At 59.6% G+C, this 15468-nt stretch carries 15 protein-coding genes; 14 read left to right on the top strand and 1 reads right to left on the bottom strand.

The window, feature by feature from the left end; genetic code table 11:
* The 5 genes from cydB (at nucleotide 1) to G405_RS0108745 (ending at nucleotide 5630) form a co-directional block, all read left to right on the top strand.
* A complete protein-coding gene (cydB, locus tag G405_RS0108765; protein ID WP_022701142.1) occupies nucleotides 1–1002 on the top strand; it encodes a cytochrome d ubiquinol oxidase subunit II in 1002 nt (333 codons plus the stop codon).
* Nucleotides 1002–1145 carry a hypothetical protein gene (locus G405_RS17080; RefSeq protein ID WP_022701141.1) on the top strand — a complete coding sequence of 48 codons (144 nt, stop codon included), beginning with the start codon at nucleotides 1002–1004 and terminating at the stop codon, nucleotides 1143–1145. The genes cydB and G405_RS17080 overlap by 1 nt, the downstream gene beginning before the upstream one ends.
* Nucleotides 1146–1223: 78 nt before the next feature.
* Nucleotides 1224–2105 carry an MBL fold metallo-hydrolase gene (locus G405_RS0108755; protein WP_040705461.1) on the top strand — a complete coding sequence of 294 codons (882 nt, stop codon included), beginning with the start codon at nucleotides 1224–1226 and terminating at the stop codon, nucleotides 2103–2105.
* Nucleotides 2106–2117: 12 nt separating this feature from the next.
* The gene (locus G405_RS0108750) at nucleotides 2118–3797 is read left to right on the top strand and encodes a bifunctional protein tyrosine phosphatase family protein/NAD(P)/FAD-dependent oxidoreductase (RefSeq protein WP_022701139.1); all 1680 of its coding nucleotides are present in this window, start codon (nucleotides 2118–2120) and stop codon (nucleotides 3795–3797) included.
* A gap of 105 nt (nucleotides 3798–3902) precedes the next feature.
* The gene (locus G405_RS0108745; protein ID WP_022701138.1) at nucleotides 3903–5630 is read left to right on the top strand and encodes a SulP family inorganic anion transporter; all 1728 of its coding nucleotides are present in this window, start codon (nucleotides 3903–3905) and stop codon (nucleotides 5628–5630) included.
* On the opposite strand, the gene G405_RS15510 is transcribed toward G405_RS0108745, so the two are convergent.
* On the bottom strand, nucleotides 5627–6100 hold the full coding sequence (locus G405_RS15510; protein WP_022701137.1) for a ferritin-like domain-containing protein: 474 nt from the start codon (nucleotides 6098–6100) through the stop codon (nucleotides 5627–5629). The genes G405_RS0108745 and G405_RS15510 overlap by 4 nt on opposite strands.
* 149 nt (nucleotides 6101–6249) lie before the next feature.
* Here G405_RS15510 and G405_RS0108735 point away from each other — a divergent pair, with 149 nt between their 5' ends.
* From G405_RS0108735 to G405_RS0108695, 9 genes are all read left to right on the top strand, one after another.
* Nucleotides 6250–6690, top strand: coding sequence for a hypothetical protein (locus G405_RS0108735; RefSeq protein ID WP_022701136.1), 441 nt, complete (start codon nucleotides 6250–6252; stop codon nucleotides 6688–6690).
* A 17-nt stretch (nucleotides 6691–6707) separates the two neighbouring features.
* Complete coding sequence (locus tag G405_RS0108730; protein WP_022701135.1) at nucleotides 6708–7160, top strand: cytochrome c; 453 nt, start codon at nucleotides 6708–6710, stop codon at nucleotides 7158–7160.
* A gap of 35 nt (nucleotides 7161–7195) precedes the next feature.
* Nucleotides 7196–7825, top strand: coding sequence for an SAM-dependent methyltransferase (locus tag G405_RS0108725; protein WP_022701134.1), 630 nt, complete (start codon nucleotides 7196–7198; stop codon nucleotides 7823–7825).
* Nucleotides 7826–7945: 120 nt separating this feature from the next.
* The gene (locus G405_RS0108720; RefSeq protein WP_022701133.1) at nucleotides 7946–8617 is read left to right on the top strand and encodes a response regulator transcription factor; all 672 of its coding nucleotides are present in this window, start codon (nucleotides 7946–7948) and stop codon (nucleotides 8615–8617) included.
* Between the two features lie 5 nt (nucleotides 8618–8622).
* On the top strand, nucleotides 8623–9615 hold the full coding sequence (locus tag G405_RS0108715) for a sensor histidine kinase (protein ID WP_233346051.1): 993 nt from the start codon (nucleotides 8623–8625) through the stop codon (nucleotides 9613–9615).
* A gap of 152 nt (nucleotides 9616–9767) precedes the next feature.
* On the top strand, nucleotides 9768–10817 hold the full coding sequence (locus G405_RS0108710; RefSeq protein ID WP_169447508.1) for an efflux RND transporter periplasmic adaptor subunit: 1050 nt from the start codon (nucleotides 9768–9770) through the stop codon (nucleotides 10815–10817).
* A gap of 2 nt (nucleotides 10818–10819) precedes the next feature.
* The gene (locus tag G405_RS0108705; protein WP_022701130.1) at nucleotides 10820–13930 is read left to right on the top strand and encodes an efflux RND transporter permease subunit; all 3111 of its coding nucleotides are present in this window, start codon (nucleotides 10820–10822) and stop codon (nucleotides 13928–13930) included.
* Nucleotides 13906–14217 (top strand): DUF3240 family protein, encoded by a 312-nt coding sequence (locus tag G405_RS0108700; protein WP_022701129.1) that lies wholly within the window; start codon nucleotides 13906–13908, stop codon nucleotides 14215–14217. The genes G405_RS0108705 and G405_RS0108700 overlap by 25 nt, the downstream gene beginning before the upstream one ends.
* Nucleotides 14214–15443 (top strand): TolC family protein, encoded by a 1230-nt coding sequence (locus G405_RS0108695; protein ID WP_022701128.1) that lies wholly within the window; start codon nucleotides 14214–14216, stop codon nucleotides 15441–15443. Before G405_RS0108700 ends, G405_RS0108695 begins: the two co-directional genes overlap by 4 nt.
* Nucleotides 15444–15468 lie beyond the last annotated feature (25 nt).

The raw sequence follows: 15468 nt of genomic DNA, 5'->3' as shown, positions 1-15468 counted from the left end.
ATGATCGGATTACCTGAAATCTGGGCGGGACTCCTTGCGCTCGCTATCTTCATCTACATCGTGCTGGACGGCTTTGATCTGGGCGTTGGCCTGTCCTTTCCCTTCCTGAAGTCGGATCGGGATCGGGATGTGGCGATGAATTCAGTCGCGCCAGTCTGGGACGGCAATGAAACCTGGCTGGTCTTGGGCGGTGGCGGTCTTTTCGCCGCCTTCCCGCTGGCCTACTCAATCGTCATGCCGGCGCTCTATGCCCCTTTCATCGCCATGATCCTCGCACTTGTCTTTCGCGGGGTCGCATTTGAGTACCGCTGGCGGGATGTCGCCCATCAGAAAATTTGGGATCGCGCTTTCTTCTTCGGATCTCTGCTTGCAACTTTCTCTCAAGGCGTTGTCCTTGGGGCGTTCGTTCAGGGCATAGAGGTCGAAGGCCGGGCCTATGCAGGTGGATGGTTTGACTGGTTCACCCCGTTCTCTGTGGCGTGCGGCATCGCTCTGACCGCTGGTTACGGCTTGCTGGGCTCGACTTGGCTTGTGATGAAAACCGAAGGCGGGCTACGCGACCAAGCCTATCGCCTCGCCAGAATAGCTGCCTTGGCGACTTTGGGCTTTATCGGACTTGTGAGTCTGTGGACGCCCTTTCTCTCTCCCGACATCGCGGAGCGCTGGTTCAGCTTCCCGCGCTTGCTCTATGTCCTCCCGGTTCCAACGCTCACCGTGCTTGCGGCCGCGATCCTGCTGTGGGGGCTCTGGTCCAAGAAAGACTGGGCGCCATTTCCAAGCGTTATCGCTCTCTTCGGATTGTGCTTTGGCGGGCTGGGCATCGGGATTGCCCCTTATGTGGTGCCGCGCGCCATTACCATTCGCGAGGCAGCAGCGCCGGACTCAAGCCTGATGTTCATGCTGGTCGGGGCGCTCATCCTGCTGCCCATGATCCTGGCATATACCGCCTACGCCTACTGGGTGTTTCGCGGAAAAGTCGATCCGGCGGAGGGGTATCACTGATGCTCAAAGATCCAACGCGCAATGCTCAAGACACGGGCGTGAAGCAAACCGGCTTGCGTGAATTCGCCTGGTTCGTCGGGCTCTGGGCCGCAGGCGTGCTCACTGTGACGATCCTGGGCGGGATCATTAAGCTCGTTCTCTAACAACCAGCGTCCAAGTTCAAAACCTAAATGCCATGCAAAGCCTTGTGAAAAACAAGGCGCATGAATTCGGAGGAAGCCATGCAGTACCCTGTAAAAATGGAGGTCAAGCCAGACGTCAAAGCGTTCTTTGATGAGGCGACCAACACCATCAGCTATGTCGTCAAAGATCCCTCGTCATCCGCTTGCGCCATCATCGACAGCGTCATGGATTTCGATCAGGCCTCAGGTCGCATCGCCTATGAGCATGCGGATCAGATCGCGGACTATGTTCAATCTCAGGGGCTTAAGGTTGAGTGGATCATCGAGACCCATGTTCATGCCGACCACCTCTCTGCGGCGCCTTATCTCCAAGAGCGACTGGGCGGTAAGATTGGCATAGGCGCTGACATCAAGATTGTGCAGGAGACCTTCGGAAAGGTCTTCAATGAAGGCACGGAGTTTGAGCGCGATGGCAGCCAGTTCGACGCGCTCTACGAGGATGGCGACACCTACCAGGTTGGCGGCCTGCAAGCCTTCGTCATGCATACGCCCGGACACACGCCAGCCTGCACGGTCCACGTTTTTGGAAACGCCGCGTTTGTAGGTGATACGATCTTCATGCCGGACGCCGGTTCGGCGCGTGCGGATTTTCCGGGCGGCGATGCAGGCACGCTTTACGACTCCATTCAGCGCATCCTGAGCCTGCCCGACGAGATGCGCCTCTTCATGTGTCATGATTATGGTCCCAATGGTCGCGAGATCCTTTGGGAAAGCACGGTCGCGGACCAGAAAGCCCACAACATCCATGTGGGCGGCGGCAAGACAAAAGAGGATTTCGTTAAGTTCCGGACTGAACGCGATGCAACCCTTGCGGTTCCGCAACTCATCCTGCCGTCCTTGCAGGTCAATATGCGGGCCGGTGAAATGCCGACGGACCCTGATGGCAAACCAATGCTCAAACTGCCCGTGAATGGGCTTTAGGGAGCATATCTGATGCAAATCAAGACCATAACAGAGAAGTTCGCGGTCAGCCCACAGATCCTGGCCTCGGATATTCCCGCCATCAAAGAAGCGGGATTCCGGGCCATCATCTGCAATCGCCCCGACGGTGAGGGCGTTGATCAACCCGGATTTGAGGAAATCCACGCTGCTGCAGCGGCGCACGGTATCGCAGCGCACTATGTGCCCGTCAAAGCGGGCCTGGTAACGGACACGGACGTTGCCGACTTTGGCGCAGCACTGAAGGATTTGCCACGACCGGTGCTGGCCTATTGCCGCACGGGCACGCGATCGGCCAGCTTGTGGTCCTTTCACGAAGCCAAGAAACGCCCTCTGCCTGAAATCCTGGCCGCCACCCAGGCGGCTGGCTACGACATGAACGGCGTGGCGCGCCGCATTCTGAACAATGGCAAGACGCCAACTGAGACCGGTGACGCGCAATACGATGTCGTTATTGTCGGTGCAGGCGCTGGCGGTATTTCGGTGGCTGCCAGTCTGAAGGCGCGCTCATCGGACCTCTCCATCGCCATCATTGATCCCGCCGACATTCATTATTATCAGCCCGGCTGGACTATGGTCGGCGGCGGCGTTTTCAAGGCTGACCAAACCGCCAAGACCATGGGCAGCCTGATCCCGAAAGGCGTGACATGGATCAAAGCGGCTGTCGCCGCCTTTGAGCCCGTCAACAATGCCGTCATCCTCGATGGCTGCCGGGTCGTGAAGTATGATCGGTTAGTCGTTTGCCCCGGACTGAAACTCGATTGGGCTCAGATAGAGGGCCTTGAGGATACGCTGGGACGTAATGGCGTGACCTCAAACTACCGATACGATCTCGCGCCCTACACGTGGCAGCTCGTGCAAGCGCTCGACAAAGGTCGGGCGATCTTCACACAACCTCCTATGCCGATCAAATGCGCCGGCGCGCCACAAAAGGCGATGTATCTGTCAGGTGACGCCTGGTTCCGGCGGGGTGTTCTGAAGAATATCGACATTGAGTTCATGACGGCTGGCGGCGTGCTCTTCGGTGTGAAGGACTATGTGCCAGCCTTGATGGAATATGTCGAAAAATACGGTGCAAGCCTAAATTTCTTCCACCAGCTCATATCCGTCGATGGCCCTCAGAAAAAAGCGACATTCAAGGTCTCTGGACCAGACATCGAAGCGCATGAAGTCAGTACGGAGTTCGATATGCTTCATGTCTGTCCGCCTCAGGTGGCGCCCGACTTTATCCGTGTGTCTCCCCTAGCGGACGCTGCGGGTTGGGTTGATGTGGATCAGGCGACGCTTCGCCATAAGACCTATGAAAACATCTGGTCACTGGGCGATGTGATGAACGCGCCCAACGCCAAGACGGCTGCCGCCGCGCGCAAGCAGGCGCCGACCGTAGCGGAAAACATCGTGGCGGATATCGCCGGCCGGTCGCCCACCGCGGCGTATGACGGGTATGGCTCATGTCCACTGACAGTTGAACGCGGCAAGATCGTGCTCGCCGAGTTCGGCTATGGCGGCGTTTTAAAACCATCATTTCCTGCCTGGGCGCTCGATGGAACCAAGCCGACCCGCGGCGCCTGGTTCCTTAAAGAGACGATGCTTCCGCCGATCTATTGGCAAGCCATGCTCAAGGGCAAGGAATGGATGGCGAAGCCGGAACCGCTCTTGGTCGCCGAAGAGTAGCGGCGAATGCCCCACCGATCCCGATACTCATTCGTCTGATCGCAGACTGAGCCGCCGGACCCGACGCCGGCGGCTCGCGTGTCGGACTATAAGGCCTTTAGGACCATGGACCGTTTCAAGCAGTATTTTCCGATCCTGAGCTGGGGGCGTGCGTATAACCGCACAGCGCTCTCAAATGATCTGATTGCGGCTGTGATCGTCACGATCATGCTGATCCCGCAATCGCTCGCCTATGCGCTGCTGGCGGGTCTCCCGCCAGAGGCCGGGATCTACGCGTCCATCGTTCCGATCATGCTCTATGCCGTTTTTGGAACCAGCCGCGCTCTAGCCGTCGGACCGGTGGCCGTTGTCTCACTCCTGACCGCGTCCGCCATTGGGCAGGTGGTCGAACAAGGGACAGCCGGATACGCCGCCGCAGCCCTCACCTTGGCGTTTCTGTCTGGCGCCTTTCTCGTGCTGATGGGCCTTTTCAGGCTTGGTTTTCTTGCCAACTTTCTAAGCCACCCTGTGATTTCAGGCTTCATCACAGCGTCAGGGATTCTGATCGCCGCCAGTCAGCTCAAGCATGTCCTTGGCGTCTCCGCGGAGGGGCATTCCCTAGTTGAACTGGGCGCCTCCTTAATCAGTCACCTTCAGGAGACCAACCTGATCACCTTGGCGATTGGCGTCTTTGGGATCGCGTTTTTGTTCTGGGTCCGAAAGGGCATGAAGCCAGCCCTGCGAGCCCTGGGTCTGAATGCGCGTTTGTCTGATATCCTGACCAAGGCCGGGCCGGTTTTTGCTGTTGCGGCGACGACAGGTCTGGCATGGGGGCTCAACTTCGAGGATAGGGGCGTCGATCTGGTGGGCGCCGTCCCTCAAGCGCTTCCGCCGCTTACTATGCCGGACTGGTCCCCGGAGATCATTCGCGCCCTGTTTATCCCTGCCGTCTTGATTTCAATCATCGGCTTTGTGGAGTCAGTCTCGGTCGCCAAGACACTGGCGGCCAAGAAACGTCAGCGTATTGATCCCGATCAGGAACTCATCGGACTCGGCGCGGCTAATCTCGGCGCTGCGTTCACGGGCGGGTATCCGGTCACCGGCGGGTTCGCCCGGTCTGTGGTCAATTTTGATGCGGGCGCGGAGACACCGGCCGCCGGAGCCTTTACCGCCATTGGCCTCGCGATCGCCGCGGTCTCTCTGACGCCTCTTGTGTACTTCCTGCCCAAGGCCACATTGGCGGCGACCATCATTGTTGCAGTTCTCAGCTTAGTTGATTTTTCAATCCTGAAGTCGACCTGGCGGTACTCCAAATCAGACTTCCTGGCCGTTGCTGTTACCATCATTCTAACGCTGGGACTGGGCGTTGAGGTCGGGGTGGCCTCTGGCGTCATACTCTCTCTATTGCTGCACATCACCAAGACCTCCAAACCGCATATCGCCGAAGTGGGGCTGGTGCCAGGCACGCATCATTTCCGCAATATACTGCGCCATGAGGTCGAAACATCACCGTCGCTTCTGACGCTGCGGGTTGATGAGAGCCTGTACTTCGCCAATGCGAACTTTCTGGAGTCACTGGTTCTTGACCGCCTCGCACGCGACGGCGACGATATTCGTGACATCGTCTTGATGTTTTCCGCCGTCAATGATCTCGATTACTCGGCAATGGAGACACTTGAAGCACTTGATGAGCGTTTAAAGGATATGGGAGTGCGCCTGCATCTGTCCGAGGTGAAGGGACCTGTCATGGACAAGATGCGCTCAAGCCATTTCCTAGAGGCGCTCTCAGGAAAGATCTATCTGTCTCAGTTTGACGCCTGGGATGCGTTGACGAGGGCTCAGGCAGTGGATTAGCGGCAGTTTCGACGCTCTAAACAACGCTCAAATGCGGGCAGATGTCTATGCGCTGAGGCGTCACGCAACCTTGTGAACACCTCGACAATCTCATGATTGTCACCTGCTGCAGGGATCAACACCGTATCAAAGAGCCTGACATTATCGCGCTCTGATCGGACGCCTATAGCGCATAGGTCCTGCAATGAGGCTGTGAAGGCTGAAGGGTCTGGCTTGGTCCTATCCGTCGGAACGTCCAGATCAAATTTATGATATAGCCTGAGTAACGCCTCTATGTGACGGTTCTCAGCCTCAATGATATTCACAAAAGGACGCTGGCCTGCAAACCGATCAAGTATGAGCCCGTAGGTTTTATAAGCCTTGCGCTCATCTTCCAGTGCAAATGCGAGCGCGCTGATCTGAAGCGGTGTCAGCTGCTCCCTGGCTTGAGGGGGGAGCGGATCAGGCTGGCCGAGATCAGTATCATTCATTGTGCTTATCCTTTTTCGTCTGCAACTCATGCCGTGATCCATAAACTAGCATATTGAATACTACTTATTATATGATACTTAATAACCCTTGAAGGGGCGCCCGCAGACTTTCCGGATCTGGTGCGTCCTGATTTTAAAGGAGCTGCGTCATGCGCACACTTGTCATCGCCGCCATCGCAATGCTGGGCGTCGCAATGCCTGCCCAGGCTCAATCAGAGTCTTTAGCGCCTGATTTGTTGACCATTCTAACTAGCGATCAGCCCCAGACGCAGCTCATGTCCCTGATCCTGACACGCGCCAGCCTCGCTGAGGGAGCGCAAGCACGTATTCTTCTGTGCGATAGCGCGGGTGATCTGGCGCTGCGTGAAGCCCCTGAAGCCTCTACGCAACCCATGCAGCCCCGAGGGTTTTCGCCGCGCTCGATGCTTGAAGGGCTTATGGCTGATGGCGTGCAGGTACAGGTGTGTGCGATTTACCTCCCCAATAGCGAAGCAACCCAAGACGATTTGCTTGAGGGCGTGAGTGTCGCCACTCCGCCTGAGATCGCTGATGTGATGATGGCGCCAAGCACCCGCTTGTTCACATTCTGACCGAGCGGAGCCGAAACATGAAAATCCATCTGGCATATGGTCTGCTGAGCGCACTGACCCTGGTCGGTATCAGTCCCCAATACGCTGTGGCGCAAGATGATTACTCAGACCCCAGAATAGCGATTGATCTGACACAAGCGGAGCAAGCCCATGTCAGATCTCGCATGCTGGACTTGCTGTCGGGCGTGCAGGCGATGACCGAAGCGGCGGCCAATGACGATCTCGATTGGTTTCGGGAAGTGGCGGACGAGCTCAACACGACCCGTCACGATCCTGCGACACGGTCCATGCAAACGCATATGCCAGATGGATTCCGGCAGATCAGCCGGTCTCTCAATCGCGATCTTGCCGCCCTTTCAGAACTCTCCGACGAGACCCCTATGGGGGTTGCTCTGGATCAGCTGGCCATGACGCTCAGCAATTGTACGAGCTGTCACGGCAGCTATCGTGTGACGCCGTCAGAAGACTGATCACCTCTTTGCCCTCAAGCCAGACTGCCAAACCCATGTCAGACAATTCTCAGACGCCTCCAGCCATCCGTATATGGGACGAACGGTTCAGCACAGACGAGTATGTCTACGGGACCGCGCCCAATGACTTTCTGGTTCGCGTCGCCGACCAGTTGCCCGGGCAATCGCGGATCCTGGCGATTGCCGATGGCGAAGGACGAAATGGCGTCTGGCTTGCCAAACAGGGCCATAATGTTCACTCGGTCGATGGTTCCAGGATCGCCCTTGAGAAGGCCAGAGCCTTGGCGCAGCAAGCTGAGGTTTCCATTGAGCTTGAGCAGGCTGATTTACTCCACTGGCGTTGGCCGAAGAGCCAGTATGACGCCGTCGTTGCGATCTTTATCCAGTTTGCAGGACCAGAGGCACGAAGGCGACTGTTTGAGAACGCCATCTCATCTTTAAAGCCTGGCGGACTTTTCATGTTGCAAGGCTATAGGACTGAACAATTAGCGTATGGCACCGGCGGCCCGCCACAAGAAGAGAACCTCTATACCGAGCAACTGCTCAAGTCAGAGCTGTCAGGCTTGGACGTCCTGGTTCTGCGAGCGCATGATAGCGTCATCTCTGAAGGGATGGGGCATTCTGGAATGTCCGCGCTCATCGATTATGTGGGGCGCAAACCGTGACCGGCTCCAATCATGAGCCGAGTGGTGCTCGGCTCTCTCCGGGAAATACCCAAAGTCAGGTTCGCGTCAGCTAGTCTGCACACATTACGCGTTTTACAGTTAGCCCTGTAGGATGGTGTGATGCGGGTATTGATAATCGAAGATAATGACCGGCTGTCACTCCTGCTCGCAGAGGGGCTGACCCGACGTGGGTTCAGTTGTGATGTGGCGGGGTCTTTGACCAGCGCCGCGGACCACATCGCCGTGACTGCGTATGACGTTCTTGTATTGGATCTTGGCCTGCCGGATGGCGATGGGGTGGACTGGCTTAAATCTTTGCCAGCCCTTCATGCGCCGGTGCTGGTGCTGACGGCGCGCGCCAGTGTGGGCGAACGGGTCATCGGCCTTGATGCCGGGGCGGACGACTACATGGTCAAACCGGCAGACCCTGATGAGATCGCCGCTCGATTACGCGCTTTGTTGCGGCGGCCCGGCTCGCGAGAGCCCGCACGGATCGAAGTGGGAGAGCTGACGTTTGATCCGGCGGCGCGCGAGGCCCGGTTCAAGGACGCGCCCTTGCGCCTGGGGCGTCGGGAAGCGGCCTTGCTTGAAGTCCTGATGAAACGACCTGATGCGGTAGTCTCGCGAGAAGCGATCGAGACCGCGCTTTACAGCTGGGATGATGCTGTTAGCGCGAATGCTCTGGAAGCCACGGCTTCACGCCTGCGCCGTCGCCTTGCAGACGCTGGCGCGGGAGGACTGATCCATGTGGTCCGCGGCGTGGGCTATTATCTCGGAGAGGTGGCGAATTGACCTCTGTGCGCCGCATGCTGGTATCGGGTTTCGTGATCAGCGCCCTCCTTGGCGCGGTCGTACTTATTGTACTTGTGGGATTGGAGTACGGGTTTTTCTCCCAAACCCCGCCGCCGCTGAACGCCACGTTGACCGAGATCATGGAGCATGTGGTGATCCCGCTGCTGGTGTTTGTCGGGCTGTCCATGGCGGGGAGCATCCTTGTGATCAATGCAGCGACACGACGGCTCAAGACGGTAGCGGATCTCGCCAATGAAGCCAGCACGCGCGGCGAAGCCTTTCAGGCGCCGCTCGAGGCGCTGCCACGCGAAATTCACCCTTTCGCTGAGGCGGTCAACCGTTTGACAGACCGTTTGGACCGCCATGCGCGCCAGCAAGAAGCCTTCGCAGCAGACGCTGCGCATGAGCTCAAGACGCCGCTTTCGGTTCTGGCTATGGAGCTCGATCGCCTGCCCCAGGACACCGCTGCTGCCTTGAAGACGCAGGTCCATGCACTGTCTGCACTGATTGACCAGCTTCTACTGCTCGCCCGATCCAATAATCCAGGCGGCCAAAACCCGGTTGATCTGGCTGCACTCAGTAAGCGTGTTGTCGCCGATCTTGCGCCCCGCGCCATCCATGATGGAAAATCGCTTTCCTATGAAGATGCGGGATCGGTCCGGATTTGCGGTCTTGAGGAAGCGCTCGCCAGCGCCCTGAGAACATTGGTGGACAACGCTTTGCGTGAAACCCCCGCTGGCGGAGAGGTTGTCGTCCGAGCGGGCCCTGGAGCGCAAGTCGCGGTGCTGGATGGCGGCGCCGGCCTGGATGCCCCCTCGCTTGAGCGCTTCAAGGCGCGCGGAGTCCGGGCGGATCAGGGCGCTTCGGGCAGCGCTGGCTTGGGGCTGGCGATTGCTGACCGGATCGCAGAAGCTCATGACGGCGAGCTTGAAACCTGCCGCCCTGAAGAGACGGGACTGCGGATCCGTTTCAATCGAAGTCTCCCACCGCAAGACTGATCTTCGAAATCAGACCTGTCAGCCTCGCGTCAGCTCCGCATCGCATGCTGGATGCACGGTCCGTCTGAGGACAAGTCATGCCTGTAGCGTTGTGGAGAAGAAGTCTCATGTTCCTTGCTAGCGCCCTGGCTTGTCCTGGACGAATGTTGCGCGTGCTGATCGCCGCTGTTGCGCTGGCGCCGGTTTCAATCACCGCACACGCGCAAGCCCAGTCAGAGGCCGTCACTATCTCTCCGGCGGCCCGTCTGGGGCTCGGCATCGAAACAGTGGAGGCCAGATCCGCCATCACGGCCGACGGCGTGGTCCTGACAGGGGAGATCGTTGTGCCGCCGCAATCGCGGCGTGCTGTTGTCGCGCCGGCGACAATGATTGTCGCCGAGACATTGGTCTTGCCTGGGCAAAGGGTGTCGACTGACGATCCTGTTCAGGTCCTCTACAGCCCGGTTCTGGAGGGGCTTCGCGCGCAGCTGGACGTGCTCGGACTGGAAGCCGAGCATGCGCAGGAGCTGGCGCAGCGCGCTGAAGCGCTGCTCGAAGCAGGCCTGACCACAGGCGAGGACCTGCATGAGCGCCGTCTGACGGCGACTGCGACCCGTCTGGAACTGGCTGCAATGCGCGCCCGCTTTGGCGCTTTCGAGTCGGGCTCCGAGGCGGGGCAATTTCTGGTGCGCGCGACCGCCGATGGCGTGCTGGCCGAGATCAATACGGAGCCCGGTTTTCGCCTTGAAGAAGGCGCCGTCATTTTCGCGATCAATACCGACGATACGGTGTGGGCGCGGCTGCATGTGCCTGCCCGTTTGTCTGATGGTTTGTCAGTGGGGTCTGAAATCCGGGTTCCCGGCGTATCAGGGACCGGCCAGATCATGGCGATCGACAGCATGATCGACCCCGCCCGCCGGGCTGTGACCGTGCATGTGGCCTTGCCCGATGGCGTCAGCGAGCGCCCCGGATCTCTGATTGACGTCCTGTTTCCTGTGACAGGGGAGCGCCAGGGGCTGAGCCTGCCTGCCCGAGCCATCGTCAGGCTGGCAGGCGAAGACCATGTGTTTATTGACCGTGGCGAAACTTTCCAGGCAGTCGCCGTTCGCGTTCTGACCAGAACGCGCGACGCTGTGACGGTTGAACCGGGCACGGTGACTGAGGGCGATCAGGTCGCCATTTCTGGGCTGGCGGCGCTCAAGAACCAGCTTGAAGGCGGCTAGACATGCTCAACCGTTTGATCGCCTTCGCCCTGAGCCAGCGCCTTTTCATTCTGGGTGCAGCCTTCGCGCTCGCCATCTCAGGCGCCATTGCCGGCCTGCGCTTGCCGATTGATGCCTTCCCGGAAATCGCTCCGACCCAGGTCAAGATTATCCTCAAGGCGCCCGGCATGACGCCGGAAGAGGTCGAGGCCCGGGTGGTCACGCCCCTGGAAATGGAATTGCTCGGCATTCCCAATCAGACCGTGATGCGCGCCAAGGCGAAATACGCCATTGCCGACATCACAATCGATTTTGAGGACGGTACGGACGTCTATTGGGCGCGTCAGCAGGTCTCCGAACGCCTGGCCTCCGTGCGGGGCAGCATGCCCGAAACTGTCGAAGGCGGTCTGGCGCCGATCTCAACGGCCCTGTCCGAGCTGTACATGTTCACGCTGGAAGGTGGAGGGCTGTCTCTGGAAGAGCGACGCTCCATCCTGGACTGGGTGATCCGGCCCAGCCTGCGCACCCTGCCTGGCGTTGCAGACGTCAATGCGTTGGGCGGACGGGTGCGGACCTTCGAAATTGTGCCCGATGAAGCCGCCATGGCTGCGGCGGGGGTCAGCGTCTCCCAACTGCGCGATGTCCTGCAAGCGAATAACCGCAATGACGGCGCAGGGCGCATCAATGACGGCGAGGAAGCGCTGGTCGTAAGAAGCCTGGGCGCGACGGAAAGCCTTGAAGACATCGCCGCGCTTGTTGTGCGCAGCGATGTCGAGGCGCCCGTCAGGGTGAGCGATATTGCGGATGTGCGTATCGGTTCGCTGACACGCTATGGGTCAGTGACCAAGGATGGTGAAGGCGAGGCTGTCCAGGGCATCGTCGTGGCGCTGCGCGGCGCAGATGCGCGCGCCGTGGTGAGCCGCGTTCAAGCGCGTCTGACCGATCTTGAACAAAGTTTCCCGGAAGGACTGCGGGTTGTTCCGTTCTATGACCGCTCGGATCTGATTGAACGGGCGGTGGGCACGGTCTCTGAAGCCCTGCTGATCGCCAGTGCATTGGTTGTGGCCATTCTGGTGCTGTTCCTGGGTAATCTGCGCGCTGCGCTGGTCGTGACGCTGATATTGCCCTTTTCGGCGCTGATGACGTTTCTGCTGATGCAGATGGTGGGCCTCTCCGCCAATTTGATGAGCCTTGGAGGTCTCGCCATCGCCATCGGCATGATCGTGGACGGCGCGATCGTGGTGACGGAGAACACCGTCGAACGTCTCAATGAGCGACCGTCGGAAAACCGACTGCATACCGTCTATCGCGCTGCAAGCGAGGTGGCGACGCCTACGGCCGCAGGCACGCTGATTATCTGCCTGGTCTTTATTCCCTTGATCTCGTTGCAGGGGCTGGAGGGCAAGCTGTTCTCCCCGGTGGCGCTAACCATCGTGTTCGCGCTGGGCGGCGCCATGCTCTTGGCGCTGACGCTCATCCCGGTGCTCGCCGCATTCACGCTCAAGGCGGGACGCGGCGACGAGGCGTTCATCATGCGCGTCTTGGGACCGGCCTTTGAATGGTCGCTGGGACGCGCTCTGAAAGCCCCGATCATCATTTATGTGATCACCGCTCTGGGCGTCGGGCTCGCTGCGATCAGTTATCTCAGCGCCGGCAAGATCTTCATGCCCACCATGAACGAAGGCGCTGTCGTGATGCAGCTCGCCAGCCTGCCGTCCATCAATCTCGATCAGAGCCAAGCGGATGATTTGCGCATTGAAGCGGCCTTGATCGAGCGCGTGCCGGAAGTGCGTCATGTCATTGCTCGTGTCGGGTCGGATGAGCTCGGCCTTGATCCCATGAGCCTGAACGAAAGCGACGCCTTTCTGCAGCTGGCCCCGCGTGAAGACTGGCGCGGACCGGATACGGACTGGCTGGTCGGGGAAATGAGGGCGGTCCTGGAAGATTTTCCGGGCATTGAATCCTCCTTTACCCAACCGATCGAGATGCGGGTTTCCGAGATGCTCACCGGCTCTCGCGGGGATCTGGCGATCAAGATTTTCGGCCCGGACGCGGATACTCTGGCCCGGATCGCCGGGGAGATAGAAACCGCAGTGGCGGAAGTCGAAGGCGCCGCTGATGTCTTCACCACCTCCAATGATCTGGCTGAATATCTGCAGGTCTCGATCGATCCTGAACGGATCGGGCGCTACGGCTTCGACGTCATCAGCACGCAGAATGAGCTGCGCAGTCGTCTGGAAGGCCTGGGCGCAGGCGAGGTCATCGAGCCGGGGCGCCGGACGCCGATCATGATACGCTCCGACGGGCGCTATCGTGACACGCCCTGGGGGTTCGAGGATTTGCGTATCGCTGCGCCAGATGGCGGAGAGGTGCGGCTGAGCGATATCGCCCGTGTTGAACGGGCCGAGGGGCTGGCTGTCGTCGATCGAGAGAACGGATCACGCTACGCCGTAGTGCAAGCATTTGTGTCGGGCCGGGACCTTGTGGGCTTTGTCGAGGATGCGCAGACGGCGGTCCAGGGGCTGGGCCCGTTGCCGGCAGGCTATCGGATTGAATGGGGTGGTGAGTTCGAGAACCAGCGTCGGGCGGCGGCGCGCCTGAGCCTGATGGTGCCCGTCGCGCTGGTGCTGATCTTCATCGTCCTCTTCGCCACGCTGCGCTCGGTGCGTCAAGCGCTGCTCATCCTGGCCAATATCCCCTTCGCGCTGGTGGGCGGGGTGATCGCGTTGCGACTGTCGGGGGAATACCTCTCGGTTCCCGCCTCTGTCGGCTTCATCGCGCTCTTGGGCATTGCGGTCTTGAATGGCCTGGTGCTGATCACCCATTTCAACGATCTGCGCGCCCAAGGCCAATCTGTCGAAGATATCGTCCTGAAAGGGACACGCCGACGCCTGCGCCCTGTTTTGATGACAGCGACAACCGCCGCTTTCGGCTTGGCGCCTTTGTTGTTCGCCTCCGGTCCCGGGGCGGAGATCCAGCGCCCTCTGGCAGTGGTTGTCATTGGGGGACTCGTGTCCTCCACACTTCTGACCCTTTACCTCCTGCCTCTGCTCTATCGCCGCTTCGGCGTTGAGACCGGGTTGGACACTGAACGTACGGAGGTCGCCCGATGGGTCCGTCCCTATGCAAGCTAAGCCTTGTCTGTCCACGCGACATCAAAACAGCCCTGGCTGACATCCTGGATGATCTGCCCGACGCCATCCCCGGCTACACCATGCTGCCCTGCGAAGGGCGTGGGGCTGACATGCATCTCGCCACAGCAGGAGAACGCGTGCGAGGCGCGATGCAGGCCGTGCAGTTCGTGATGATCCTGCCGCGCGGAGATGTTGCGACCATTCTAGATACAGTCGCTGCGCGCTGCCCTCGTCGACAAATCGCGTACTGGATTGAACCTATTGAAGAGTTTGGACGGCTGATATGAGCTATATATTTCCCGCCCTGTTGCTCGTCAGCGCATTGTTACTGTCGCCGCCGGCTCAGGCCCAGTCTGCAGAAGAGCATGTGCGCATTGCATTGGAGGCAGCGCCTTCGGTTGCGGTCGCTCGAGCGGAGCGAGAGATCGCGCTGGCTCGGGCCGAACAGCGCGATATCGGCGAGTATGAAACCAGTCTCGATGCAGGCTTCGCCCGGCGTCAGGCCGAATCCTCTTCTGACACCAGTGAGTGGCAGGTGGGCGTGACGCGCAGTTTTCGTTGGCCGCAGAAACGCCGCCTGGACAATGAGCTGGCCCGGACGGAAATGGCTATGGCGGACGCGTCCTATGCTGCGGCCTGGCAGGCCGAAGCGCTTGAGTGGGTCAGCCTCTGGGTCCAATGGGATCAGGCGCGCGCACTGGAAGCGATCATGGGCAGCCGACTAGAAGACGCCCGTGCGCGCCGCGACGCAGAAGCGATCAGGGTCGATCAAAACCGGGGGCGGGATGTCGACCTTGATCGATTGGAACGCGATCTGTCCTTAGCCGCCGCAGCTCTGCAGGGCGCGCAAACGGACCGAGAACTAACCCGCTTGGCGCTTGAGGCGCGGTTCCCGGGCACAGCGCGTCCTGAACTGGCGCAAGGGCTGCTCTCTGGTACATGCAGACTTTCACAAGACAACGAAGACGCTCTGTCAGCGATGTTGGCGGAAAACCCGCAATTGCATGTCGCGCGTCTGGAGCTGAACCATGCCGAGTTGATGCGTCAACGTGCTGAATATGACCGGCGAGCGGACCTTCAATTGGGCCTTCAGGTCTTCAGTGAACAAGATGGTCGTGAGACCGGAGTCGGCGTTGGAGTGTCCTTACCCATTACAGGCGGACTAAGAGCAGCGCGCCTCACTGAAGCGGCTAGCGCCCAAGGTGGTCGGGTCGCAAGCCTCGCTGCGGCTGAGGCGACTATCCGTCGTCAGGCCTTGGAGCTGATTGCCCGCAATATCCGCAGTGAGCGCCAGGTGGAGCAGACACAGGAGGCTGTCACAGCGGCGGAACGGGTGCTGGCTCGACTGGAACGCGGGCGCGATCTGGAAGCGGTGACGGTGCTCGACACGCTCGAAGCTCGTAGCGCTTTATGGGGCGCTCGTGAGGCGGAAATCTCAGCAAGTTCGGACAGGCTGAACTCCCAATTGCTGACCGCCGTTCGCTTAGGATGCGTTCTAAGTGTCGATGGCTGAAGCATCACTTCATCATTACCTAAGC

Source organism: Oceanicaulis alexandrii DSM 11625 (assembly GCF_000420265.1).
GTDB classification, from domain to species: Bacteria; Pseudomonadota; Alphaproteobacteria; order Caulobacterales; family Maricaulaceae; genus Oceanicaulis; species Oceanicaulis alexandrii.
Note: the sequence above shows the minus strand (reverse complement) of the source record. Positions and strands in the feature narration are given on the sequence as shown.